The organism is Deinococcus sp. HSC-46F16 (assembly GCF_024171495.1).
Lineage (GTDB): Bacteria > Deinococcota > Deinococci > Deinococcales > Deinococcaceae > Deinococcus.
On record NZ_JALJZW010000012.1, the window covers coordinates 1 to 22,628 of the forward strand.

Sequence of the window (22,628 nt, forward strand, 5' to 3'; positions counted from 1 at the left end):
GATCAAACTCTCCATAAAATGGTTCCAACAGCACTCCGCACGCGGAGTGCAAGTGGATAAGTGTTGATCCATGCTTGTTCGCATGGCTGCTCCCGCAGGAGCTTCTGTGGTCCGAAGACCGTTCACACATCTGGAGTCTCTCGGGGGAGAAACCGCGTGCACCACCCTGTCAGGTGGCCCTGTCATCGTCACTTGCACCAGCTTGTCATGCGTCCCACGCAGAGGGCCTGAGGCTTTCTTGCGCTCGCCCTTTTGATCGGGCGAAGGGAAATATATGCCCCCTCGCCCGATCTGTCAACACCCCACCCGCACCAACCTCAAGAACCCCGGAATGCCCGCGCTCAGCGCCACTTTCCCGGCAGCCCGTACAGATGCCAGCGGGCCTCGACCCGGCTGCGGACCTCGGGGGTCATCTCGATCTTGGGGGGCCACTCACGCACGAAGCCCTCCTCGGGGAGCTTGCGGGCGCCGTCCCAGGCGAGGAAGCCTCCTCCTACACTGGGCAGGGTCCATACGTCGCGCTCGGGGTCGATGTTGTTGAGGACGGTCCACCACACGTCCTGTTCGTTCGCCACGTCGGTCTGCACGTCGCCAATCAGGAGGTGGCGCACCCCCCGCGCCGCAGGATGGGCGGCGAACACCTCAGCCAGCTCGCGGGCCTGACCGGGACGGGTCTTGTCGAGGGCGACGTACCAGTAGCCGTCGGGGGTCTGACGCTGGGCAAGGACGCCGTCGAAGGTAGGGAGATCAGTCACCGGGCTGGGGGTGAACAGGCTCTCCCCTGCCAGGTCGTGCCCCTGCTCTTCGCGGCTGCTCACGCCGCTGCCGACTTCCTCCGGGAGCTTGGTGGTCGCGTCGATGACAAGCTTGCCGCCGTACCCCCAGCCCCGGCTGGAGTGGTCGAGCACGTCGGTGGGGCCACGCGTGGTGAGGGTGTCACGACCCGGCACCGCTTTCTGCACGACCTCGCGCCAGACGGCCGCAAAGTCGTTCACCCGCACGTCCTCGTCGAGGGCGACGATCACCTTGGCGAACATCATCTGCCCCAAACCGAAGAGGCCGTTGGCGACCTTGTAGGCCTGGCCGGGGTAGCTCTTCTTGATGGAGACGAAGACGAGGTTGTGGGCCACGCCCGCCGGGGGCATGTGGTAGTCCACGATCTCGGGGAGGATGAGCTGTGCGGCGGGCAGGAAGAGGCGCTCGGACGCTTCAATGAGGTACGCATCCTCCATCGGCGGGCGGCCCACGATGGTCGCGGGGTAGACGGGCTGACGGCGCATGGTCACCGCCGTGACGTGGAAGCGGGGATAGAGGTCGGGCAACGTGTAGAAGCCGGTGTGGTCGCCGAACGGCCCCTCCATCGCCCAGTCCTCCGAGGGGTCCACGTAGCCTTCGAGGATGAATTCGGCGTTGGCGGGCACGTCGAGATCAACTGTGACGCCCTTCATGACGGGGTAGCGCTGGCCGCGCAGGTACCCCGCGACGGCGAACTCGTCGAGGCCGGGGACGGGCGGCAGGGGGGCGGTCGCCGCGTAGATCAGGGCGGGGTCACCGCCCAGAGCGACGGCCACCTCCAGCCGCTTGCCCAGCCGCTTCGCCTTTGCCAGATGCTTGGTGCCCGTCTTGTGGCGCTGCCAGTGCATCCCGGTGACGGTCTTGCCCATGACCTGCATCCGGTACATGCCCATGTTGCGTTCGCCGGTTTCGGGGTCCCTGGTGATGACGAGGGGCAGGGTGACGAAGGGGCCACCGTCCTGAGGCCAGCATTTCAGGATGGGGAGCCTGTCCAAATCCACCTCGTCGCCGCGCCAGATCACCTCTTGGGCGGGGCCGGACTTCACCCGGCGGGGCGGAAGATTCATCGCGTCCCTCAACTTGCCGACATTGCCCAGCAGCCCGCCGAGGCCTCCCGACCCCTTGAGGTCGATGAGGTGCCGGATTTTGGCGGCGAGGTCGTCCAGATCGGAGACGCCCAGGGCCAGCGCCGTGCGCTCGCGGGTGCCCATCAGGCCGATCACCAGCGGGAAGTCGCTGCCCTTCACGTTCTCGAAGAGGACTGCCGGACCGCCTGATTTGACGAGTCGGTCGGCGATTTCGGTGATCTCCAGCTCGCGGTCTACCGGGACAGACACGCGGACGAGTTCGCCACGCTCCTCCAGCAGGCGCATGAAGCTCTGAATATCGGGAAAGGCCATGTCCGGAGTGTAGGGAAGGCGGACCGGGGCAACCGTACCCGATGAGGAGAAGCGCCCGTCTACCCTGGAGGCCATGACTGCCCCTTCCCCGCCCCCGGAGCCCACGGCCGCCCTGCGGGAAGCGCGGCTGAGCACGCTGCACACATTGGACCGGCTGCTCGACCGCCCGATGACGGTGCTGAGCTTCGTGTGGCTGGGGCTGCTGGTCCTCGACCTGACGCGGGGGCTGCCGCCCGTCCTCCAGACGCTGAGCAACGTGATCTGGGGGCTGTTTATCCTCGACTTTCTGCTGTCGTTCGCGCTCGCGCCCGACAAGGGGCTGTACCTGCGGCAGAACTGGCTGACTGTGCTGAGCCTGCTGCTGCCCGCGCTGCGGATTCTGCGGGCCTTCCGGGGGTTGCGGGCGCTGCGGGCCTTGCGGCTCACGCGGGGCACCAACCTGTTGCGGCTGCTGACCAGCTTGAACCGGGGGCTACGGACCTTGGGGCGTACGCTGCGGCGGCGGGGGCTGGGCTTCGTGCTGGGGGCGACTGGCCTGGTGGCACTGGCGGGGGCGGCGGGCATGGCGTCCTTCGAGGCGGGGCAGCCCGGCGCTCCGGGGGGCTACGGCGAGTGGCTGTACTGGGTGGGGATGCTGCTCACCAGCCTGGGGTCGGAGTACTGGCCGCGCACGGGCGAGGGCCGGGTGCTGACGTTTGCGCTGGCGCTGTACGGCTTCTCGGTGTTCGGCTACATCACCGCGACCCTGGCGAGCTTGTTCGTGGGCGACGATCAGGAGCGCGAGCCGGGGGAGGGCGAGGTGAACAACGAGGCCCTGCGCCGCGAGATGGTGGCGCTGCGGGAGGAACTGGCGGCACTGCGGGGAGAACTGGGAAACGGGAGCTGAGGGCTATCCTCTCCCCATGACCTCCTCTCCCCTCGACCGCATGCGCTCGGCCTTGCAGGACACGGACCTCGACGGCTGGCTGCTGTACGACTTCCAGGGCCTCAACCCCCACGCCCGGCGGGTGCTGGGCTTTCCGGCGGAGGCGCACCTCACCCGGCGCTTTTTCGTGTGGGTGCCGCGCGAGGGGCAGGCCGTGCTGCTGCACAACCACATTGAGGGGGGCACGTGGGCGGGCCTCTCGGCGGGGTGGGACGTGGAACGGCGGCCCTTCGGCTCGCACGCGGAACTGGACGCCCGGCTGCGCGAGGTGGTCGCCGGGAAACGGGTGGCGATGGAATACAGCCCCCTGGGCGCCGTCCCCTACGTGGGCCGGGTGGACGCGGGCACGCTGGAGCGGGTGCGGGCGGCGGGCGCGGCGGACGTGGTGAGTTCGGCCGACCTGCTGCAAGCCTTCCTGGTGTGGTCGGAGGGGGACCTCGCCGCCCACCGCCGCGCCGCCGACGTGCTGATGGGGGCCAAGGACGACGCCTTCCGTCTGATTCACGAGCGGCTGCGGGCCGGGGAAGTGGTGACCGAACTCGACGTGCAGGCCGTCATCGAGCGGGCCATCGCGGACGCCGGAATGACGAGCGGCCACCCCGTCAACGTGAGCTTTGGGGCGAATGCCGCCGATCCCCACTACCAGCCGGAGGGCGAGAAGAACGCCACCCTGCGGCCCGGCGAATGCGTGCTGATCGACCTGTGGGCGCAGGAGGAGGGCCGCCCCTTCGCGGACGTGACCTGGGTGGGCTATGCAGGCGAGCCCACGGACGAGTACCGCTCGGCGTGGGAGGCAGTGCGGGGGGCGCGGGATGCGGCGCTCGGCCTGCTGCACGGGAGATACGCGGGGGAAGGCTGGGGCCGCCTGCAAGGGTGGGAACTCGACCGGGCGGCGCGGGACGCGATGGGCGCCCAGTGGGGACCGTACTTCCTGCACCGCACCGGCCACGACCTCGGCCTGAGCCTGCACGGGGCCGGGGCCAACCTCGACGACTACGAGACGCGCGACACCCGGACCCTCACGCCCGGCCTGTGCGTCACCGTCGAACCCGGCACCTACCCCCGCGAGCGCGGTTTCGGTATCCGCACCGAGGTGGACGTGTTCCTTTCCCCAGAGGGACCGCAGGTCACGACACAGCTTCAGCGCGAGCCGTTCGTGCTGGGGGTGGGCGAGTGGGTGGGGGTGCGGGCCGCCGCCCTGGGCGAGCCGTCTTAAGGGCGGCTTAAGCCCTGGCCCCGCTAGTCTGTAGGCATGGCGAACCTCAGCTCCTCGACGATCATGCTCACGGGGGCGGGCGGCGCACTCGCCACCGCCGTCGCCCAGGAACTGGAGGACGCGGGAGCACAACTCGTGCTCGTCGGGCGCGGCGAGTCGCTGGAACGCGCCGCTGACCGCTTTCCCGCCACCGAAGTGCTGGACCTTGACCTGCGCAACCCGGCCAGCGTGGACGCGCTGCGGAAGGTGAAGGTGGACGCCCTGGTGCATACGGTCGGCCTGTACACCGCCCAGGACGTGCAGAAGGCCACCACCGACGAGCTGCGCGAGCTGTTCGACGCCAACATGCTGACCCTCTTCCACGCGGCGCAGGGCGTGCTGCCCCACATGCTGCGGCAGAAAGACGGCCTGATTATGGGCGTGAGCGCGGGACAGGCGGCGCGGCTCAGCGGTCCCAAGGCGGCGCTGTACACCGCGAGCAAGGCCGCCGTCGCCGCCTACGTCCTGAGCTTGCACGACGAACTCAAGGCCAGGGGCGTACGCGGCTGCGTCCTGTACCCGATGGGGGCCATCGACACGCCGGAAAACCGCGAGGCGGGCTTCGAGTGGGAGGAAACCATCGACCCGCGCGGCCTCGCCAAGAGTGTGGCCCATGCGCTGACACGGCCCGACCGGGCACACGTGACGGAGTTGAAGATCTACCCGGATGTGTAGGGACAGACCACTGCGACCGCACTTGAGGGAAGTCATGATCTATGATCGGGAAACCATTATTTCCAAACTGCTGCTACTTCTTGCAGCACTGGCGGTATTCTATGCTACGGGGGCATCCTCTCCTCTCAGCATGATCGTATGCGGGTTGGTCCTGACTGTCACGACAGGCTTCTATATCTGGAACTACCGGCGGCTCAGGAGACAGCGCGAGATCGCACGCTGAAGCCGGGAAGATAGAACCTCGGCCTCTTACGATGAACTTCTGTTGATCTTCGAAAGCAGAGTCAGTGCTGCTTCCTTCAACATCCCGCCGCGTTGAGCAGCCTCTCCAAGCCGCCCGCATATCCCTCCTCCAGCCGGGGCCACTCTGGGGGAAAGGGCTGGGTGCGGGTCACGTCGTTGGGCACCACGACGAGGCGGCATCCGGCAGCGGCGGCGGCGAGGCCCCCATTCAGGCTGTCCTCCACGACGAGGCAGTCGGCGGCAGGGAGGCCGAGGCGCTCGGCAGCGAGGACGTACAACTCGGGATCGGGCTTGACCCGGCGCACGTCGTCGCGGGTGGCGAGCGTCTCGAAGAAGTCCAGCAGGCCGTGGGCCGAGAGCCAGCGCGTCACCCAGGCGCGGTCGCTGCTCGTCGCCAGGGCCAGTCGCAGACCGCGCCGCCGGGCTTCCTCCAGCACCTCTCGCACGCCGGGGCGCAAGTCCTGCTCGGCCAGGGCCGCGTGGATGCGGTCGCGGAGGCCCGTGTGAACCCGCTCGCGGTCGGCCTGGACGTGGTCCGGCAGCCCCGCCCAGGGGTCGAAAGCGTCCCAGGTGCCGATGCCGCGCTGCCACGCCTCCAGGCTCAGTTCCAGCCCGTGCTCGCCGTACAGGGCCTGCCAGTGGGTGAACTCGGGCGTCTCGGTGTCGAGGATGGTGCCGTCGAAGTCGAAGAGGAGGGCGCGGGGCAGGGGGGGCATGGAAGCAGTCTAGGCGGGCGGCTCCGGAGAACAGGGCACGCTCAACTTTCGGTGGACGTTCGGCCTACGCCCGACCCGCTACGCTGAGGCAATGGCGGACTGGGTGCAGGGCTTGATGGACAGCATGGGATACCTGGGGATCTTGCTGCTGATGATTCTGGAAAACCTCTTTCCGCCGATTCCCAGCGAGCTGATCATGCCCTCGGCGGGCTTCGCGGCGGCGCGGGGCGAGATGAGCCTGCCCATCGTGATCCTGATGGGCGTGCTGGGCAGCGTGATCGGCACCCTGCCGCTGTACTACATCGGGCGGGCCTTTGGGGAGGAACGCCTGGTCGCCTGGGCCGACAAGCACGGCAAGTGGCTGACCCTCAGCGGCAAGGACATCCGCAAGGCCGACGACTGGTTCGATCGGCACGGCACCAAGGCGGTGCTGTTCGGCCGGATGGTGCCCGGCATTCGCAGCCTGCTGAGCCTGCCTGCGGGCATGAGCGAGATGCCCATGCCCAAGTTCCTGATCTACAGCGCCATCGGCTCGGGACTGTGGGCCACTGCCCTCGCCATGGCGGGCTACGTGTTGGGCGAGAACTACGACCGGGTCGAGCAGTACATCAGCCCGGTGTCGAAAATCGTGCTGGCGGTGGTGGTCGTCGCGGCGGTGGTGTGGTTCCTGAAGCGGCGGCGCGAGCAGAAGGCCGGAGCGTAGCGCCATGGAGGAAGGCCGCCGGGAACGCTGACCCGGCGGCCTTCCTCCTCTGTGTTCTTAGCGGGGCGTGACGCGCAGGTTGAGCACGGCGGTGCGGCTCTCCGGCAAGTCCTGCCGGGTGACCGAGCGGTACAGCAGGCGGCCCCGCGCGTCGTTCACGCGGGCGGTGACCACGTACTCGCGGCGGGGGTTGATGCGCACCGGGTTGTACTGGAGTTGATAGGGGGTGGAGAGCTTGGTGGTCGGGAAGCTCACCTCCAGCAGGGTGGAGGGCGAGCGGCCCCCGGTCACGTCCTGAATGGCGACGGTGACGGTGCTCCCGGCGGGCAGGCGCACGGTGGAGGGGGCAGAAACGCGGCCCGCGACCACCCGCCATCCGGCGGGCACGTCGCTGAGGTCGGGGGTGGAGGCCGTCGTGGCCGGGGGCGGGGTACTCGGCCGCACGATGCGGATGCCCTGGGCCAGGGCCGGGGAGGCCAGCAGGGCGGCCAGCAGCAGGGGAAGGGTACGCTTCATGCGCCCACGCTAGCCCCCGCCGCCGTCAGGTACGAGGGAGGGGGCCGCTCCCTTTCTTTACGGATTGGCTTTACGGTTCAGTCTCGGCGGATGTGCTCTGCTCCGGCCCATGCTGCCCGTGCCGTCCCCTTCCGATCACCTCCTCCCCGACCACCCCGAGGGCCGCGCCTTCCTGGCCCGCGACCCGGTGCTGGGCGGCGTGATCGCCACACTGGGACCGCTCGCGCCGCTCACACCCACGCCGGACCCCTTCGGCACCCTGATTCGCAGCGTGATCGGGCAACAGCTCTCGGTGGCGGCGGCGGGCCGCATCGCGGGGCGGGTGGGGGCCGCGCTGGGCGGGGTCACGCCGGAGGCTCTAAGCACCGCCGCGCCCGACAGCCTGCGGGCGCTGGGGCTGTCCTGGGCCAAGGTCCGCACTGTGCAGGCCCTGTCGGGCGCGGCACTGGACGGGCGGGTGGACTTCGCGCACCTGGGCACCCTGCCCGACGAGGCGGTCATCGCGGCGCTGACCCCCATGCCCGGCATCGGGCGCTGGACCGCCGAGATGTTCCTGATCTTCGGGCTGGCGCGGCCGGACGTGTTCAGCTTCGGCGACCTGATTCTGCGGCAGGGGGTGGAGCGCCTGGCTCCCGGCGCGGATTCCCGCGCGGTTGTGGCGGCGTGGTCACCGCACCGCACCCTTGCCGCCCGTGCCCTGTGGTCCGAGCACCACGCGCGGCAAGGGCGGGGGCGCCTCTCCCCGGACGCGCAGTAGCAGGCGGGCTGCCCTATTCGGGTTCCGCGAGCATGGCCCCCAGCACGTCCATCTTCACCACGATGGGCGTGCGGGCGCGGGTGATCGCCCCGGCCTGCTTGAGCTTGCCCAGCGAGTGGCTCACCGTCTCGCGGGTGGCCCCCACCATCCGGGCAAGGTCTTCCTGGCTGAGCTTGAGGGCCAGCTCCACCCCCTGCGGGTGCGGCCGCCCGAACTCGCGGGCAAGGCGGAAAAGTAGGCTGGCGACCCGCTCGGGAGCGCTGTAGGCACTCACGGCGGCGGTCCACGCCCGCGCCTCGAACAGCCGCGCGGCCATCAGCCGGATCAGCTTCATGGCGAGGTCGGGGCGCTGCGCGAGCAGATGTTGCAGCTCGTGCCGGGGCAGCACGATCAGGCTGGTGGGTTCGATGGCCTCGGCCTGGGTGGGACGGCGCTCCTCGGGCTCCAGCAGCAGTTCCCCGAAGGTGTCGTGCTGGCCGACCACCCCCAGGATGGCCTCCTTGCCGCTGGGAAACAGTTTGCTGATCTTGACCAGCCCGCTGCGCACGAAATACAGCGCGTCGGCTGGGTCGTCCATGCGGTAGATCACCTCGCCAGGATGGTAGTCGCGGCAGGGCGTCGTCGCGGCGACCCGTTCCAGCTCGGCCAGCTCCAGGTCAGCGAACAGCTCTGTCCGCTTGAGGTGCCAGACCAGGCTCGGGTAGTTCATGGTCCGGTCAGGATACCCGGAATGCTGGGGGACACACAGCGCACAAGCTTTTGGCAACCCACATCCGGCTTCCGGGGCTGCGCCACTGTTGCCGCCGCTGGCCCCGCCGAGAATGAAGGTCGCCCCTTTCCCCGCCAGGGCCGAATTCCTCACCGCAAGTTGTATTAGACTCGGTACAATCAAAGAGTCTGCGTGCCGTCCCCGAGCGGGGAGGCCGCTTCTCCCCGAAAGGGAAAAGGAGGACATCCCAGATGCCCCAGTACAAAGCTCCCCTGCGCGACATCAAGTTCCTGATGCACGAGCTGCTGCAAGCCCCCCAGGTGCTGAGCGGCGTGCCCTTCTACCAGGCGAACGACACCGCCGACAGCGACCTGCTCAACCAGGTGCTCGAGGAAGCTGCCCGCTTCGTCGAAACCGAACTCGCGCCGCTGAACCGTGTGGGCGACGAGGAGGGCTGCACCCGCTTTGAAGACGGCTCGGTGACTACGCCGACCGGCTTCAAGGCCGCCTACAAGAAGTACCGCGAGGCGGGCTGGACCGCGCTTGACGCCGATCCCAACTACGGCGGCCAGGGCATGCCGCACCTCGTGAGCAACGTGCTCGTCGAGATGATGACCTCCGCGAACGTGGCCTGGAGCATGTACCCCGGCCTGTCGCACGGCGCGTACTCGGCCCTGCACGCGGTGGGCAGCGAGGAGCTCAAGGACCTCTACCTCCCCAAGATCGTCTCCGGCGAGTGGACGGGCACGATGTGCCTCACCGAGCCGCACGCGGGCACCGACTTGGGCATGATCCGCACGAAGGCGACCGACAACGGCGACGGCACCTACGCGGTCACCGGCACCAAGATCTTTATCAGTGCGGGCGAGCACGACCTCGCCGAGAACATCGTGCACCTTGTCCTCGCGCGGCTGGAGGGCAGCCCGCAGGGGACCAAGGGCATCTCCCTCTTTCTGGTGCCCAAGTTCGTGCCGAACGCCGACGGCAGCCTCGGCGAGCGCAACGGCGTGGTGTGCGGGTCCATCGAGCACAAGATGGGCATCCACGGCAACGCGACCGCCGTGCTGAACTTCGACGGGGCCAAGGGCTACCTGGTCGGCGAGATCAACAAGGGCATGAACCACATGTTCATCATGATGAACGCCGCCCGCCTGGGGACCGGCCTCCAGGGCCTCGGGCTGGGCGAGGTGGCCTACCAGAACGCGCTGGCGTATGCCAAGGACCGCATCCAGATGCGCCACGAGCCGCGCGTGAACGCGGACGAGCCCGCCGACCCCATCATCGTGCACCCCGACGTGCGCCGCATGCTGCTGACGGGCAAGGCGTACACGGAAGCGGGCCGGGCCATGGCGATGTGGCTGGCCCTGAGCATTGACCTCGAGCACCACCACCCCGACGAGGCGCAGCGCAAGGAAGCCGCCGACCTCGTGGCGCTGCTGACCCCGGTCGCCAAGGCGTTCATGACCGACAACGGCTTCACCACGGCGGTGCTCTCGCAGCAGGTGCTGGGCGGGCACGGCTACATCCGCGAGTGGGGGCTGGAGCAGTTCGTGCGCGACGCCCGCATCGGCCAGATCTACGAGGGCACCAACGGCATCCAGGCCCTCGACCTGCTGGGCCGCAAGGTGCTGATGGACGGCGGCAAGAAGCTCCAGAAGCTCGCCGGGACCTTGCAGGAGTTCGTGGAGGACAACGCGGACGACGAGGACCTCGCCCCCTACCTTGACCAGCTCGGCAAGGCCGCCGGGCAGCTCGGCTCGCTGACGATGGTGATCGGCCAGAAGGCGATGGCGGGGCCGGAGGGCGCCGACGAGGTCAACGCCGCCGCCGTGGACTACCTGCGCTACTTCGGGCACGTCGTGTACGGCTACCTGTGGGCGCGGATGGCAAAGATCGCCCACGAGAAGATCAACGCCGGGCAGGACCGCGACGGTTTCTATCTCGGCAAGGTGCAGACCGCGCGGTTCTACTTCACCAAGCTGTTCCCCGAGACCAAGGCGCTCGCCGCGACCATCAAGGCCGGAAACGAGCCGCTGGCCGTGGACGACCGCGCGGTGTTCGGGCTGGAGCGGGCGCTCGTCGGGGCGTAAACCCAACTCATCTCAAGAGGAATGCCCCCATCCCCGGTGGAGCGGGGGCTTTTCTTGGCCTGGACTCAGGATGGTGCCACTCCCAGAAAAGAATTCGTGCGTCGGGCAATCCCGTTGAAGGTCCCCGCCTCCCCCTCGCCGGGCACCCCCTGAAACGCCAGCAGGGCGACGGTGCAGGGATACCCGCCCTCGCGGATGCCCTCGGCAGCGGCCTCGTCGAGCAGGGCCGTGATCGCGCGGGCAAGCTGCGCGTACCGCTCGGGCGAGAGCCGCAGCGTCAGCGCGTCGAGGTGGGTGGGACAGGGCTCGGCGGACGGCTCGGAGGGCAGGGGCACGGGCCGGGCCGGGCGCCCCGCATCCCCGAAGCCGAAGAGGTCCTCCTCGCCCGCGTGCATTCGGCTCCACGACCGCTCGTAGGCCCGCAGGAACCCCTGCGACAGCTCGCGCAGATCTGCCGTGCCATTGCCTTCCTCGTCGCCGGGGGGTAGCAGGTCCGAGGGCACCCGGAATTCCCGCGCGGCGAGCTGGTAGTACACCCTCCCACCTTCCCGCCGCGCCTCGAACAGCAGGCCGAGGTCGGCCAATTTGCGGGCATGGTGGTGGACGAGGTTGGGGGCCATCCCCAGCGCCGGGGCCACCTCGCTGGGGGAGCGCGGGGCCAGGAAGTGCCCCAGAAAGCCGTGCTGCTGCCGCAGGGCGCGGGCAACGGCGGCGTCCGTCACGCGCACCTCCTCCTGCTGGATTTGGGTCATGGGCCAAGGGTGACAGGGCCTGTTTCAGCCCACCACCGCCCGCGCTGAAAGCCCATCTCGCTCGCCCGTCCACTCTGGAGAAACGGTTCACGGTCCCTCTCAGACGGCCTTGCTACAGTGAGCGCCCGGAGAGGACCACATGCCCACGTACGTCTACAAGAACATCGAAACTGGCGAGCTGTACGAGATCAAGCAGAGCATGCGCGACGAAGCGCTGACGGCCCACCCCGACACGGGCGCGGCGATCAAGCGCGTGCTGGTGACGCCCGGCATCGCCTTCCGGGGCAGCGGCTTTTACGTGACCGATTCCCGCCCCGCGCCGAAGAGCGAAGCTGGGGGCAGCAGCGCGGGCGGCGGCGGCGAGTGACCGCCGCGCTGCGTGCCCTGGCAGCCGCCCTGCTTCTCGCCGGAGCGGGGGCCGCCGTCTATTTCACCGGGCACGGGCAGGGCGTGCAGGCGCAGCGGGCACTGGCGACCACCGACGAGATCAACACCGTCGAGGTGGTGCAAAAGTCGCTGCGGGCCGTCGTGCGGGTCGACGCCCGGCTGCGCAAGGAGTTCCTGCAGGCCGGAGACGACCCGGTGGAGACAGGCACCGGCTTTTTCTACAAGTCCAACCTGATCGTCACCAACTACCACGTCGTGCAGTTCCAGGAGTCGGTCAGCGTGACCCTCTACAACGGGCGGCGGGTGCCCGCACGGGTCGAGGGCATTGACCCCGGCATCGACATCGCCATCCTGCGGGTGAGTGGGGTCTCCGCGCCGCGCACGCTCGCTTTCGGGCGCAGCGCCAGCCTGATTCCGGGGCAGAAGCTGATCACCATCGGCACCCCGCTGCGAATCCCCAACTTCGTGGGCACCGGGGTCTTCAGCGTGATGGCAAGCGCCCAGGACGTGCCGCGCGACGACCAGCTCGGGCAGGAGATCGGGCAGTACCTGCTGACGACCGCCAGCATTCAGCAGGGCAACAGTGGCGGGCCGGTCCTCGACTCGCGTGGGGCGGTGGTGGGCGTCGCGGACGCGAACGCCGCGCCCAACCTGTTCGTGCCCGGCTTGATCGGTATGGCGATTCCCAGTGACCTCGTGCGGCAGAGCCTCGACGACCTCGAAAAGATCGGCGTGCCCCAGCGCGGCACGCTGGGAGTGACGCTGGTGGACCTCGACACGCTCGACCCGGCGCTGCGGCAGCTCGCGGGCCTGAGCAGCTCGGAGGGAGCCCTGGTCGACGAGGTCGCCGCCGGGTCTGCCGGGGGCCGGGCCGGATTGCGCGGCAGCCTGCGCAACAGCCGGGGCCAGCTTCTGGCGCCGCTGGGCGACATCATCGTGGCGGTGGACGGCGTGCGGGTGCGCGGCAGCTACGACGTCACCCGGCTGGTGGCCGCCAAGCGCCCCGGCCAGACGGTCAACCTGCGGGTCTGGCGCAACAAGAAGAGCGTCAACGTGAAGGTGACTTTGCAAAAGAGAACCTTGCAGTAACCGCGTTCTTCTCCCAGAAGCGCTCCCGCCTGTGCTGGAGCGTTTTTTTCTGGTCGGGTGGCCGGGGCTTACGGAAAGCTTTATGATCCCTGGTGCTATGTACGTCGTCGTCGAAGGCCCCATCGGGGTGGGAAAAACGAGCCTGGCGGGGCGGCTCGCGGGGCGCTACGGCGCGGAGCTGAATCTGGAGGTCGTGGAGGAAAACCCCTTCCTGGCCCGCTTTTACGAGGCGCCAGAGGCGTACTCCTTTCAGGTGCAGGTCTTCTTTCTGCTCTCGCGCTTCAAGCAGCTCTCGGCCCTCGCGCAGCCGGGGCTGTGGAGCGGCCACGTGGTCAGCGACTACCTCTTCGACAAGGACTTCATTTTCGCGGCGATGAACCTCAAAGACGCGGAGTTCGCGCTGTACGAGGACCTCTACAGCCACCTCTCGCCCCGGCTGCCCACCCCGGACCTCGTGGTGTACCTGCGGGCCGAGCCGGGGCTGCTGCTCTCGCGCATCGAGAAGCGCGGACGGCCCTTCGAGCGCGACATGCAGGCCGCCTACCTCGCGGACCTGACCGCCCGCTACGACGAATATTTCCGGACCTACCCCGGCCACCTGCTGACGGTGGACGCCAGCCGCTACGACTTCGTGGGCAACCCCGACGACGAACGCGCCCTGCACGCCGAGATCGAGGCGGCGCTGCGGACGGGGCAGGGGGCGGTGGTGTGACCTTCCGGACCGCTGACCTGGCCCCGGCGACCCTCTGGACCCGGAGCCTCTGATGTACCTCGCCATCTCCGGCAACATCGGCAGCGGCAAGAGCACGCTGACCCGGATGCTCGCCGACCGCTACGGCCTGCGCCCGGTGTACGAGCCGTACGCCGAGAACCCCTACCTGGAGGACTTCTACCGCGACATGCGGCGGTATTCCTTTCATAGCCAGGTGTATTTCCTGTCGCGGCGGCTGGAGCAGCACCTCAATCTGGTGACGGGAGCGCGGTACGTCATTCAGGACCGCACGGTCTTCGAGGACGCCAACATCTTCGCCCGCAACCTGTACGAGTCGGGCCAGATGGAGGCGCGCGACTGGGCGACCTACCGGGGACTTTACGAGGGCGTGCTTCCGGCCCTGCGGGTGCCCGACCTCCTGATTCACATCGATGCCTCGCTGCCCACCCTGAAAAAGCGCATCGCCCAGCGGGGCCGCGCCTACGAAAAGGACATCCCCGACGCCTACCTGGGGGGCCTGAATCGCCTCTACGACGAATGGATTCAGGACTTCGACGCCTGCCCGGTCGTGCGGGTGCCGGGGGATGAGCTGGACTTCGTGCAGCATCCGGCGGCCTTTCAGTGGGTGTGCAGCCGGGTGCAGGCGCACGGCTTCGGGCTGCCGCTTTTGCGCTGACACGGCAAGGGGGCGGAACCCCGCAGGCTCCGCCCCCACCGACGCCGGAATTCAGGCGTTCATCGCCTCGACGTTGATCTGCTGGGCGATCTGGGTGAGCTGCTCGTCGGTCATCTTCTCCTCGTTCAGGGTCTGCTCCAGCAGCCGCACGGCGTCCTGATCGCCCAGAAGCTGCGCGTAGGTGCGGGCGGTGCCGTACCCGGCGATTTCATAGTGCTCCATCGCCTGCTGGGCGGCGATCAGGCCCGCTTCCAGCACCTCGGGGCTGGCGTCCTCCTGCATCAGCTTCTGGGCTTCCTGCACCAGCCCCTTCATGCCCATGCACTCCTCGCCGCCGGGCTGCTCGCCGAGCGTCTGGAGAATCTGTTCCAGCCGCCCGATCTGCTCCTGGGTCTGCTGGATGTGCCTCTGCATTCCCTGCTGGAGTTCGGGCGTCTGAATCCTCCCCAGGCTCTGTTGCATGGCCTGAAGACCCTGCTGCTCGGCGCTGTAGATGTCCTGAAGCTTGTGGACGTAGAGATCCTGGAGGTCCTGCATTTGCATCGCCATATTCAGTTCACCTCTGCTCCGCAGTGTGATCGGCCCCCCTGCCCCGATCCTGGCAAGCGAGTCAAGAAAATGAAGATTCCCAGTTGAAACTCACTTCATGAAGTTGTGGCGGACTCATCCGCGATCAGCCTTGTGGTGATGGCGCGGGCCGAACCGGAGCCGCGATCCAGGGAGCCTCTGCTAGCCTCCATGCCATGCACCTGCCCGAGCTGGCCGCCGCCCTGAATGCGCCGAAATCCACTGGCCCCGCCGCCGATCTGCCCCAGGCCGAGGTCCGGGGCGTCACCCACAACGCGGCGTGGGTGGAACCGGGCTTCCTGTTTGTGGCGATCCGGGGCGCCCGCTTCGACGGGCACAGCTTTCTGAACGAGGTGGCGGGGCGCGGCGCGGTCGCGGTGCTGGGCGAGGGGTTGAGGGAGGGGCAAACCTCTCCCCTGCCCTACCTGACGGTGCCAAACGCACGGGCGGCGCTGGCCGACGCGGCGGCGGCCCTGGAAGGCTTCCCCAGCCGGGCCTTGAAGGTCGTGGGCGTGACGGGCACCGACGGCAAGACGACCACGAGCTGGCTGACCCGCCACCTGTTGCGGGCGGCGGGGCTGCCCACCGGCCTGCTGAGTACCGTGGGCTACGAGCTGCCCGACGGGAGGCTGCGCCACTTCCCCGCGCACTTCACCACGCCGGAGGCGCCGCAGGTGCAGGCGACCCTGCGCGAACTGCTGGAGGCAGGCGGGCGGGCCGCCGTGCTGGAGGCCAGCAGCCACGCCCTCGCGCTGGACCGGGTGCGCGGGGTGGAGTGGGACGTGGCGGTGTGGACGCACCTTACCCAGGAACACCTCGACTTTCACGGGACGGTGGAAGCCTACTTCGCGGAGAAGCGCAAGCTGGTGGAACGGGCGCCCTTCGCCGTGCTGAACGCCGACGACCCCTGGACCGCGCGGCTGACCGGCGTCGCCCCCGCCGAGACGACCTACTCCCTGGACGGTCAGCCCGCCGAGTGGCAGGCCCACAGGGTGGAGGAACGGGCGACCGGGCTGCACTTCCGGGTCACGTCGCCCCTGGGCGAGTTCGCGGCCCACCTGCCGATGATCGGCCGCTTCAACGTGGCGAACGCGCTGGCGGGGATGGCGGCGGCGGCCCGATTGGGGGCCACGCGGGAGCAACTCGTCTCAGGCCTCGCCTCCTTCGGCGGGGTGCCGGGACGGATGGAACTCGTGCCCGGCGGCGAGGAGGCCCCGCGCATTGTTGTGGACTTCGCCCACACCCCACCCAGCCTGGACAAGGCGCTGGACACGCTGCGGGCGACCACGCCGGGGCAACTGTGGGTGGTGATCGGGTCGGCGGGCGGCCTGCGCGATCCTGGCAAGCGGGCGCCGCTGGGCGAGGTGGCGACCCGGCGGGCCGACCACGCCGTCTTCACCGAGGAGGACCACCGCGACACGCCCCTCGCAGACATCCTCGCCGAGATGGAGCGCGGAGCGCGGGAGGCGGGCCGGACCAACTTCGTCTCGGTCGGGGACCGCCGCGAGGCCATCCGGCACGCGGTGGGTCGGGCCAAGCCCGGCGACACCGTGCTGCTGGCGGGCAAGGGCGCCGAGGACACCCTGGAGCGCGGGGGCGAGGCCCTGCCCTGGAATGAGGTCGAAGAGGCGCGGGCGGCGCTGGGGGCGAGGCGGTGAGGTTCACGCCGGGGGAACTCCTGCGCTCTGCCCCCGGCAAGGTGCGTGATCGGACACGGGTGCAGGGGAGCCGACCCGCAGCGGACCGGGTCCGCCTCGACCTGAGCACGGGCGAGGTCACCTGCTTCTGCCCCGACGAGGACAACGCGATCGGCAAGCACGCAGCGGCCACGCTGCTGGTCCTGGTGGGTGACCCGGAGTCCTTCGCCCCCGGCGCCTGCCCACGCTGACCGGGCTGACGGAGAGCGATGTGGAGCGGCTGCTGGACCGCATGCACGACCTCTATCCTAATGTGGGCTGGACTGGGCGCAGGAGCTGACCCACCAGGCCGATGAAGAGGAGCGGGGTAGGCCTCGCCGAAGTGCTTGCCTCTGCCCCCGCCATCCGGCCGATGCCGCGCCCGGCTCCTGGCGGCATCCTGCGCGGGGCGAGGACGGGGTTCCATAAAGGGACCGCCCCCGCGTCTGCTAGACGCCCCACACCGGGCGCGGAGAGGCTGGAGACATGAACGGCAAGCACATCACGAAGCTGGGTTTTGAGGGCCGGGCGATTGCCCTCGCGCTCGCCGCCGCCAAAGTGCGCGAGCGGGCGGGCCTCAGCACGCAGGAACTCCTGGGGGAACTGGCCTCGGTGCGCGACAACCCAGAGGCGTATGTCACCGGGGGCGTCTATGCCGACCTCGCGGCGGAGCTGACCTCGCGGGAGGCCAGGGCGCGGGCGGTGCGGCAGGCGACCCTGCGGCCCACGCCGCTGCCCTACCGGGTCTGGGGCGAGGACCTGATCGAGCCCGGCGCCCGCACCCAGATGGATGTGGCGATGCAGCTTCCGGTCAGCCGCGCTGGGGCGCTGATGCCCGACGCGCACGTGGGCTACGGCCTGCCCATCGGCGGGGTGCTGGCGACCGAGGGGGCCGTCATCCCTTACGGGGTCGGCGTGGACATCGGCTGCTCCATGATGCTGAGCGTGCTGCCGCTGCGCCCGGACGCCCTCGGGACCGACGAGGCCCGCAAGCTGCTGATGAAGCACACCCGCTTCGGCGCAGGCGTGAGCTTCGAGAAGTCCTTCCGGGGCGACCACGAGGTGCTGCATGACCCCGCGTGGCGCGAGCAGGCGCTGCTGCGGCACCTGCGGGACAAGGCCGCCGAGCAGATCGGCACCTCGGGCAGCGGGAACCACTTCGTGGAGTTCGGCACCCTGCACCTGCCCCGCCCCGACCTGGGGCTGGAGGCCGGGGACTACCTCGCGGTCCTCTCCCACAGCGGCTCGCGCGGCTTCGGGGCACAGGTCGCCAACCACTACACCAAGGTGGCGCAGGCCCTGCACCCCCAGCTCGACCCCGCCGCCCGCAAGCTCGCGTGGCTGCCGCTGGACACCGAGGAAGGCGAGGGCTACTGGCAGGCGATGAACCTCGCGGGGCGCTACGCCCTGGCCAACCACGACCTGATTCACGCCCGCCTCGCCCGCGCCCTGGGTACGGCGCCGCTCGCGCAGGTCAGCAACAGCCACAACCTTGCCTGGAAACAAGGCCTCCCCGACGGGACCGAGGTCATCGTCCACCGCAAGGGCGCCACCCCCGCCGAGGCCGGACGCCTGGGCCTGATTCCCGGCAGCATGGCCGACCCAGGCTTCGTGGTGCGGGGGCGCGGCAACGCGGAGGCCCTCGACAGCGCCAGCCACGGGGCCGGGCGCCAGATGGGCCGCAAGGCCGCCGAGCGTGCACTGGACAAGCGCGACGTGCAGGCGTACCTCAAGGAGCGCGGCATCACCCTGATCGGCGGCGGGGTGGACGAGGCGCCGCAAGCCTACAAGCGCATCGAGGACGTGATCGCCCGGCAGCGCGACCTCGTAGACGTGGTGGCCGAGTTCCGCCCGCGCGTGGTGCGGATGGACACGGGGCACGAGGACATCTAGGGCGGTACGAGAACCCCCTCTCCGTAGAGCAGAGGGGGTTCTCTGACTGCCTGTTAGCCTCGGCCCAGCCGTTCCAGCAGCGCCACCCCGAACGCCACACCCCTTTCAAAGTGCTCGCGCAGGATGTTCTCGTTCGGCGCGTGGACCCGCCCGCCCACGTTGCCGATGCCCAACGCCACGCAGGGCACCCCCAGGAAGGCCCCGAAGGGATGCATCGGCCCGCTGCCGCCGCTGCTGGGGTTCACGACGGGATCGGTGCCGTGCGCCTCCCGCGCAGCTTCCACACAGGCCCGCACGAAGGGGTGCCCCGCGTCGGCCCGGGCGGGCTTCTGGTGGGCCTCCAGTTCCACGATCTCCACGTCGCTCAGCCCCTGCGCGTCGAGGTGCGCCCGCAGCAGCGCCAGCACCCGCGCCGGGTCCTGATCGGGCACCAGCCGGAAATCCAGCTTGACGAAGCCTTCCGCCGGAAGCACCGTCTTGCTCCCCTCCCCCTGATACCCGCCGCCCCAGCCGTTCACATTGAGGACGGGGTGGAGGTTGAGGCGCTCATGGTAGGCCGGACCCGTGGCGAGGGGCCGGGTGACCCCGTAGGTGTCGCGCACACTCCCCCCATCGCCGGGGATACGGGCGACCGCCTCCCGGTCGGCGGGCGACGGCTCCCGCACATCGTCATGGAAGCCGGGGATGGTTACGCGGCCCGTCTCGTCGCGCAAGGCGGCCACCGCACGGGCGAGGCGGTAGAGCGGATTGTCCACCACCGCCCCCAGGCTGCTGTGCAGGTCGGAGTCGGCCACCCGGCAGCGCAGCTCCACGCACATGATCCCCTTGAGACCCAGGTACATCACCGGCCGCCCCTCGGGGTCAATGGAGCCAAACTCCCACCAGCAGCCGTCGGCCCGTAATTCGTCCGCGTGCTCCTCCACGAAGCGTTCCAGGCTGGGGCTGCCGACCTCCTCCTCGCCCTCGATCAGCCAGCGCACCCGCACGGGCAGGCGCCCGCCGTGCCGCTCCCGGACCGCCCGCACCGCCGCCAGCCGCGAGGCGAACTCGCCCTTGTCGTCCGAGGCGCCGCGCCCGTAGAGCCGTCCGTCCCGCTCGGTCAGCGTGAAGGGCGGCGTGTCCCACAGCTCCAGCGGGTCCTCGGGCTGCACATCGTAGTGGTTGTAGATCAGCAGGGTGGCGGGACCCTCGCCCCCCTCCGCGACGAGGATGGGCGCGACCTCGCCGGGGTACTCGCGCACGGTGAACCCCTCGGCCTCCAGCAGCCGGGTCACGAAGGCCGCCGTCTCGGGCAGCATCCGCCCCTGCGCCGAGACGCTCTCGAGGGCCACGAGGTCGCGCAGGTCCGCCAAGCCACGTTCGATGTGGGGGGTCAGGTCAGATGGGGTCACGGGAGCAGCGTAAGGGATGGAGCCGGAGTCAGAGCCGCGCCAGCACCCACCCGGCCACTTCCCGGAACGTCGGCACCTCGTCCGGTCCACCCAGGAGGTCACCCAGCCAGTCCCCTCTGGGCTTGAGGGACAACTCGGGCAACAGCTCCCACATCCGGGTCACGGCGGGAGGCGGGTGGTCGTTCACGGCACACACCGCCTGGGCCAGCGTCCAAAGGGTCGTTCGGGTCAGAAAAGTCGCCTGATCCTGCGCCGCCCCCTCCAGCTTGCCCAGGGTAGAGGTCAGCCAGTGCCGCAGCCTGCGCCGCTCGGCTTCCGGTGTGCGGAAGGCTGCCAGTCGCCGCCGGGCCTCAGCCTGAATCCGGGCGAGGTCGCCGCTGGGGTCGTGGAGCACGCGGCTCTCGGCCCACCCCAGCAGCGCGAGGCCAGCCTCCTCCCCCACCTCTCGCCACGCCCGCTCCAGCGTGTGCCCATGCCGCTCGATGGGCAGGCCACCGCGTTCCTCGACCTCGAAGGGCTGCGCCTGGGGCCAGTACAGCCACAGGTCGAGGTCGGAGGTGGGGCGGGCGGTGCCCCGTGCGACCGAGCCACCGACCCGGAAACCCAGCACCCCCACCGTCGTGGCCTGGCTCAACTCCTCGGTCAGGAGGCGGCGGTGAACCTCATGGAGGACGAAGGAGAGCTCAGGCTGACCCGTCACCCCTCAAAGCCGTGCGGATGGCTCCGGTGCCACTCCCAGGCGGTCCGCACAATCTCCTTGAGGTCAGTGAACTGCGGCTGGAAGCCCAGGTCCTCCACGATGCGCCGGGCGTCCGCGACGAGGCGGGGCGGGTCGCCCGCGCGACGGGGAGCGATCTCACGTGGCAGGGGTGGCAGGCCCTCTTCCGCGATGACCGCGTCCACCGCGCCAAGCACCTCCCGCACCGAGAAGCCGTGCCCCAGGCCCACGTTGTAGGTCGCGGCGGACATCTGCCCGCGCTCCAGTGCCTCGACCGCCAGCACGTGCGCGTCGGCGAGGTCCTGCACGTGGACGTAGTCGCGGATGCAGGTGCCGTCGGGGGTGGGGTAGTCGTCCCCGAAGATCATCATCTTCTCGCGCTGGCCCAGGGCCGTGAGGCAGGCGAGTTCGATCAGGTGAGTCTTGTTGGTGTGGTCCTCCCCGATCTCACCCCCCGGCGCGGCCCCGCACACGTTGAAGTATCGCAGCACCACGAAGGGCAGGGCGTGCGCCGCGTGGAAGGCCTGGATCATCCGCTCCGTCATCAGTTTGGTTTCGCCGTAGACGCTCTCGGGATGCAGGGGCGCGTCCTCGGGAATGGGCACATTGTCGGTGGTGCCGTAGACGGCCGCCGTCGAGGAAAAGACCAGCGGCACCACCCGCGTCTGCACAATGGCGTCCAAGAGGTTGAGGCTGCCCACCACGTTGTTGCAGTAGTAGCGGCCTGGGGCGCCCATGCTCTCGCCCACCTCAATCAGCGCGGCGAAGTGGATGATGGCGTCGGGCCGGTGCGCCTCCAGCACCGTTCGGACCGCCTCCGCGTCCAGCAGGTCGCCCCGCACGCACGCCACGTCCGCGGGAAGCGCCTGCGCATGGCCGCCCGTGAGGTTGTCCAGCACCACCACCTCGTGGCCTGCCGCCCGCAACTGCCGCACCGTGTGCGACCCGATGTATCCCGCTCCCCCGACGACCAGCAGCTTCATGGGAAACAGCGTAAAGGATGGACCGTCCGGGCAGCGCGGGCCGCGGGTGGTACGCTCCGGCATGGACATGGAGCGCTACCGGGTACCGCCACAGCAGCGGGCTCACCTGGACGACTGGAATCCGCGCGACAAGGCTGGCCTGAGCAAGGAGGAAGGCAGCGCCCGGCTGGAGCACCTGCTGAACGACCTCGCCGATCTGCAAGAGCGCCTGTATGCCGAGGGACAGCAGGCCCTCTTAATCGTGTTGCAGGCCCGTGACGCCGGGGGCAAGGACGGCACGGTGAAGAAGGTCATCGGGGCTTTCAATCCAAGCGGCGTCCACATCGCCAACTTCAAGGTGCCTACCTCGGAGGAGCAGGCCCACGATTTCCTGTGGCGGGTCCATGCCCGCGTACCGCCCCTGGGCATGATCGGCGTGTTCAACCGCAGCCATTACGAAGACGTGCTGGTGCCCCGCGCTCAGGGCAGGCTGGACGCCGCCGCCACGGCCCGGCGCTTGGAGCACATCCGCGCCTTCGAGGCCCTGCTCACCGACGCCCGTGTCCGCGTGGTCAAGTTCTACTTGCACATCAGCCCCGAGGAACAGCGCGAGCGCCTGCAAGCGCGGCTGGACGACCCGACCAAGTACTGGAAGTTCAATCCCGCCGACTTGAAAGCCCGTGAGGCGTGGGAGGACTACACCCAGGCTTACCAGGACGTGCTGGCCACCAGCACCCCGGAGGCCCCCTGGTATGTCATTCCGGCCGACCACAAGTGGTTTCGCAATCTGCTGATTGCTGAGGTCCTGAGGCAGACCCTGCGCAACATGAACCCGCAGTATCCGCCGCCCACCTTCGACCCAGCCACCGTACAGATTCCCTAACCCACGGCGCAAAAAAGCCCCCACCGTGGGGTGGGGGCGGGGGTGGAGCGGGAGACGAGATTCGAACTCGCGACATCTACCTTGGCAAGGTAGTGCTCTACCAGCTGAGCTACTCCCGCACGGGAAGCGGCACCGCGT

23 protein-coding genes and 1 tRNA gene are annotated in these 22,628 nt (G+C 69.3%); 14 read left to right on the forward strand and 10 right to left on the reverse strand.

What is annotated here, in order from left to right:
* Positions 1 to 341: 341 nt before the first annotated feature.
* On the reverse strand, positions 342 to 2,195 hold the full coding sequence (locus L1280_RS15490) for a menaquinone biosynthesis decarboxylase (RefSeq protein WP_253583299.1): 1,854 nt from the start codon (positions 2,193 to 2,195) through the stop codon (positions 342 to 344).
* Positions 2,196 to 2,268: 73 nt separating this feature from the next.
* Between L1280_RS15490 and L1280_RS15495 the strand changes: the two genes are divergently transcribed.
* From L1280_RS15495 to L1280_RS15505, 3 genes are read left to right on the forward strand one after another with little or no spacing between them, the layout of a single operon-like run.
* On the forward strand, positions 2,269 to 3,081 hold the full coding sequence (locus L1280_RS15495; RefSeq protein ID WP_253583300.1) for a potassium channel family protein: 813 nt from the start codon (positions 2,269 to 2,271) through the stop codon (positions 3,079 to 3,081).
* Positions 3,082 to 3,097: 16 nt separating this feature from the next.
* Positions 3,098 to 4,336 (forward strand): Xaa-Pro peptidase family protein, encoded by a 1,239-nt coding sequence (locus L1280_RS15500; RefSeq protein WP_253583301.1) that lies wholly within the window; start codon positions 3,098 to 3,100, stop codon positions 4,334 to 4,336.
* Between the two features lie 36 nt (positions 4,337 to 4,372).
* Positions 4,373 to 5,050, forward strand: coding sequence for an SDR family oxidoreductase (locus tag L1280_RS15505; protein ID WP_253583302.1), 678 nt, complete (start codon positions 4,373 to 4,375; stop codon positions 5,048 to 5,050).
* Between the two features lie 299 nt (positions 5,051 to 5,349).
* Here the strand turns inward: L1280_RS15505 and L1280_RS15510 are convergent, their stop codons facing one another.
* Positions 5,350 to 6,009, reverse strand: a complete 660-nt coding sequence (locus L1280_RS15510; RefSeq protein WP_253583304.1) for an HAD family hydrolase — start codon at positions 6,007 to 6,009, stop codon at positions 5,350 to 5,352.
* Positions 6,010 to 6,100: 91 nt separating this feature from the next.
* Here L1280_RS15510 and L1280_RS15515 point away from each other — a divergent pair, with 91 nt between their 5' ends.
* Complete coding sequence (locus L1280_RS15515; RefSeq protein ID WP_253583305.1) at positions 6,101 to 6,712, forward strand: DedA family protein; 612 nt, start codon at positions 6,101 to 6,103, stop codon at positions 6,710 to 6,712.
* A gap of 57 nt (positions 6,713 to 6,769) precedes the next feature.
* Here L1280_RS15515 and L1280_RS15520 read toward each other — a convergent pair whose 3' ends face one another.
* A complete protein-coding gene (locus L1280_RS15520) occupies positions 6,770 to 7,228 on the reverse strand; it encodes a YbaY family lipoprotein (protein ID WP_253583307.1) in 459 nt (152 codons plus the stop codon).
* Positions 7,229 to 7,337: 109 nt separating this feature from the next.
* Here L1280_RS15520 and L1280_RS15525 point away from each other — a divergent pair, with 109 nt between their 5' ends.
* Positions 7,338 to 7,985 carry a DNA-3-methyladenine glycosylase gene (locus L1280_RS15525; protein ID WP_253583309.1) on the forward strand — a complete coding sequence of 216 codons (648 nt, stop codon included), beginning with the start codon at positions 7,338 to 7,340 and terminating at the stop codon, positions 7,983 to 7,985.
* Positions 7,986 to 7,998: 13 nt separating this feature from the next.
* Here the strand turns inward: L1280_RS15525 and L1280_RS15530 are convergent, their stop codons facing one another.
* Positions 7,999 to 8,694 carry a Crp/Fnr family transcriptional regulator gene (locus L1280_RS15530; protein ID WP_253583310.1) on the reverse strand — a complete coding sequence of 232 codons (696 nt, stop codon included), beginning with the start codon at positions 8,692 to 8,694 and terminating at the stop codon, positions 7,999 to 8,001.
* A 251-nt stretch (positions 8,695 to 8,945) separates the two neighbouring features.
* Between L1280_RS15530 and L1280_RS15535 the strand changes: the two genes are divergently transcribed.
* Positions 8,946 to 10,784 (forward strand): acyl-CoA dehydrogenase C-terminal domain-containing protein, encoded by a 1,839-nt coding sequence (locus L1280_RS15535; protein ID WP_253583312.1) that lies wholly within the window; start codon positions 8,946 to 8,948, stop codon positions 10,782 to 10,784.
* Positions 10,785 to 10,849: 65 nt separating this feature from the next.
* Here the strand turns inward: L1280_RS15535 and L1280_RS15540 are convergent, their stop codons facing one another.
* Positions 10,850 to 11,536: a helix-turn-helix domain-containing protein gene (locus tag L1280_RS15540; protein WP_253583314.1), complete on the reverse strand. Its 687-nt coding sequence runs from the start codon at positions 11,534 to 11,536 to the stop codon at positions 10,850 to 10,852.
* 139 nt (positions 11,537 to 11,675) lie between these two features.
* Between L1280_RS15540 and L1280_RS15545 the strand changes: the two genes are divergently transcribed.
* From L1280_RS15545 to L1280_RS15560, 4 genes are all read left to right on the forward strand, one after another.
* Positions 11,676 to 11,903: an FmdB family transcriptional regulator gene (locus L1280_RS15545; protein ID WP_253583315.1), complete on the forward strand. Its 228-nt coding sequence runs from the start codon at positions 11,676 to 11,678 to the stop codon at positions 11,901 to 11,903.
* Complete coding sequence (locus tag L1280_RS15550; RefSeq protein WP_253583316.1) at positions 11,900 to 13,012, forward strand: trypsin-like peptidase domain-containing protein; 1,113 nt, start codon at positions 11,900 to 11,902, stop codon at positions 13,010 to 13,012. Before L1280_RS15545 ends, L1280_RS15550 begins: the two co-directional genes overlap by 4 nt.
* A gap of 97 nt (positions 13,013 to 13,109) precedes the next feature.
* A complete protein-coding gene (locus tag L1280_RS15555; RefSeq protein ID WP_253583317.1) occupies positions 13,110 to 13,724 on the forward strand; it encodes a deoxynucleoside kinase in 615 nt (204 codons plus the stop codon).
* 52 nt (positions 13,725 to 13,776) lie between these two features.
* Positions 13,777 to 14,400: a deoxynucleoside kinase gene (locus L1280_RS15560; RefSeq protein ID WP_253583318.1), complete on the forward strand. Its 624-nt coding sequence runs from the start codon at positions 13,777 to 13,779 to the stop codon at positions 14,398 to 14,400.
* Between the two features lie 51 nt (positions 14,401 to 14,451).
* Here the strand turns inward: L1280_RS15560 and L1280_RS15565 are convergent, their stop codons facing one another.
* A complete protein-coding gene (locus L1280_RS15565) occupies positions 14,452 to 14,949 on the reverse strand; it encodes a ferritin-like domain-containing protein (protein WP_253583319.1) in 498 nt (165 codons plus the stop codon).
* A gap of 194 nt (positions 14,950 to 15,143) precedes the next feature.
* On the opposite strand from L1280_RS15565, the gene L1280_RS15570 reads away from it, so the two are divergent.
* The 3 genes from L1280_RS15570 (at position 15,144) to L1280_RS15580 (ending at position 18,536) form a co-directional block, all read left to right on the forward strand.
* On the forward strand, positions 15,144 to 16,625 hold the full coding sequence (locus L1280_RS15570; protein WP_253583320.1) for a UDP-N-acetylmuramoyl-L-alanyl-D-glutamate--2,6-diaminopimelate ligase: 1,482 nt from the start codon (positions 15,144 to 15,146) through the stop codon (positions 16,623 to 16,625).
* Positions 16,622 to 16,855: a hypothetical protein gene (locus L1280_RS15575; RefSeq protein WP_253583321.1), complete on the forward strand. Its 234-nt coding sequence runs from the start codon at positions 16,622 to 16,624 to the stop codon at positions 16,853 to 16,855. The genes L1280_RS15570 and L1280_RS15575 overlap by 4 nt, the downstream gene beginning before the upstream one ends.
* Before the next feature lie 274 nt (positions 16,856 to 17,129).
* The gene (locus L1280_RS15580) at positions 17,130 to 18,536 is read left to right on the forward strand and encodes an RtcB family protein (RefSeq protein ID WP_253583322.1); all 1,407 of its coding nucleotides are present in this window, start codon (positions 17,130 to 17,132) and stop codon (positions 18,534 to 18,536) included.
* 53 nt (positions 18,537 to 18,589) lie between these two features.
* Here the strand turns inward: L1280_RS15580 and L1280_RS15585 are convergent, their stop codons facing one another.
* The 3 genes from L1280_RS15585 to galE are packed head-to-tail and all read right to left on the reverse strand — an operon-like array spanning position 18,590 to position 21,628.
* On the reverse strand, positions 18,590 to 19,927 hold the full coding sequence (locus L1280_RS15585) for a M20/M25/M40 family metallo-hydrolase (RefSeq protein WP_253583323.1): 1,338 nt from the start codon (positions 19,925 to 19,927) through the stop codon (positions 18,590 to 18,592).
* A gap of 28 nt (positions 19,928 to 19,955) precedes the next feature.
* Entirely contained in the window at positions 19,956 to 20,627 is a 672-nt protein-coding gene (locus L1280_RS15590) for a nucleotidyltransferase domain-containing protein (protein WP_253583324.1), read from the reverse strand.
* Positions 20,624 to 21,628, reverse strand: a complete 1,005-nt coding sequence (gene galE / locus L1280_RS15595; protein WP_253583325.1) for a UDP-glucose 4-epimerase GalE — start codon at positions 21,626 to 21,628, stop codon at positions 20,624 to 20,626. Before galE ends, L1280_RS15590 begins: the two co-directional genes overlap by 4 nt.
* A gap of 61 nt (positions 21,629 to 21,689) precedes the next feature.
* Here galE and L1280_RS15600 point away from each other — a divergent pair, with 61 nt between their 5' ends.
* Positions 21,690 to 22,490, forward strand: a complete 801-nt coding sequence (locus L1280_RS15600; RefSeq protein ID WP_253583326.1) for a polyphosphate kinase 2 family protein — start codon at positions 21,690 to 21,692, stop codon at positions 22,488 to 22,490.
* Between the two features lie 43 nt (positions 22,491 to 22,533).
* Here the strand turns inward: L1280_RS15600 and L1280_RS15605 are convergent.
* Positions 22,534 to 22,609: transfer RNA gene (locus L1280_RS15605), tRNA-Gly, on the reverse strand.
* Between the last annotated feature and the right edge of the window lie 19 nt (positions 22,610 to 22,628).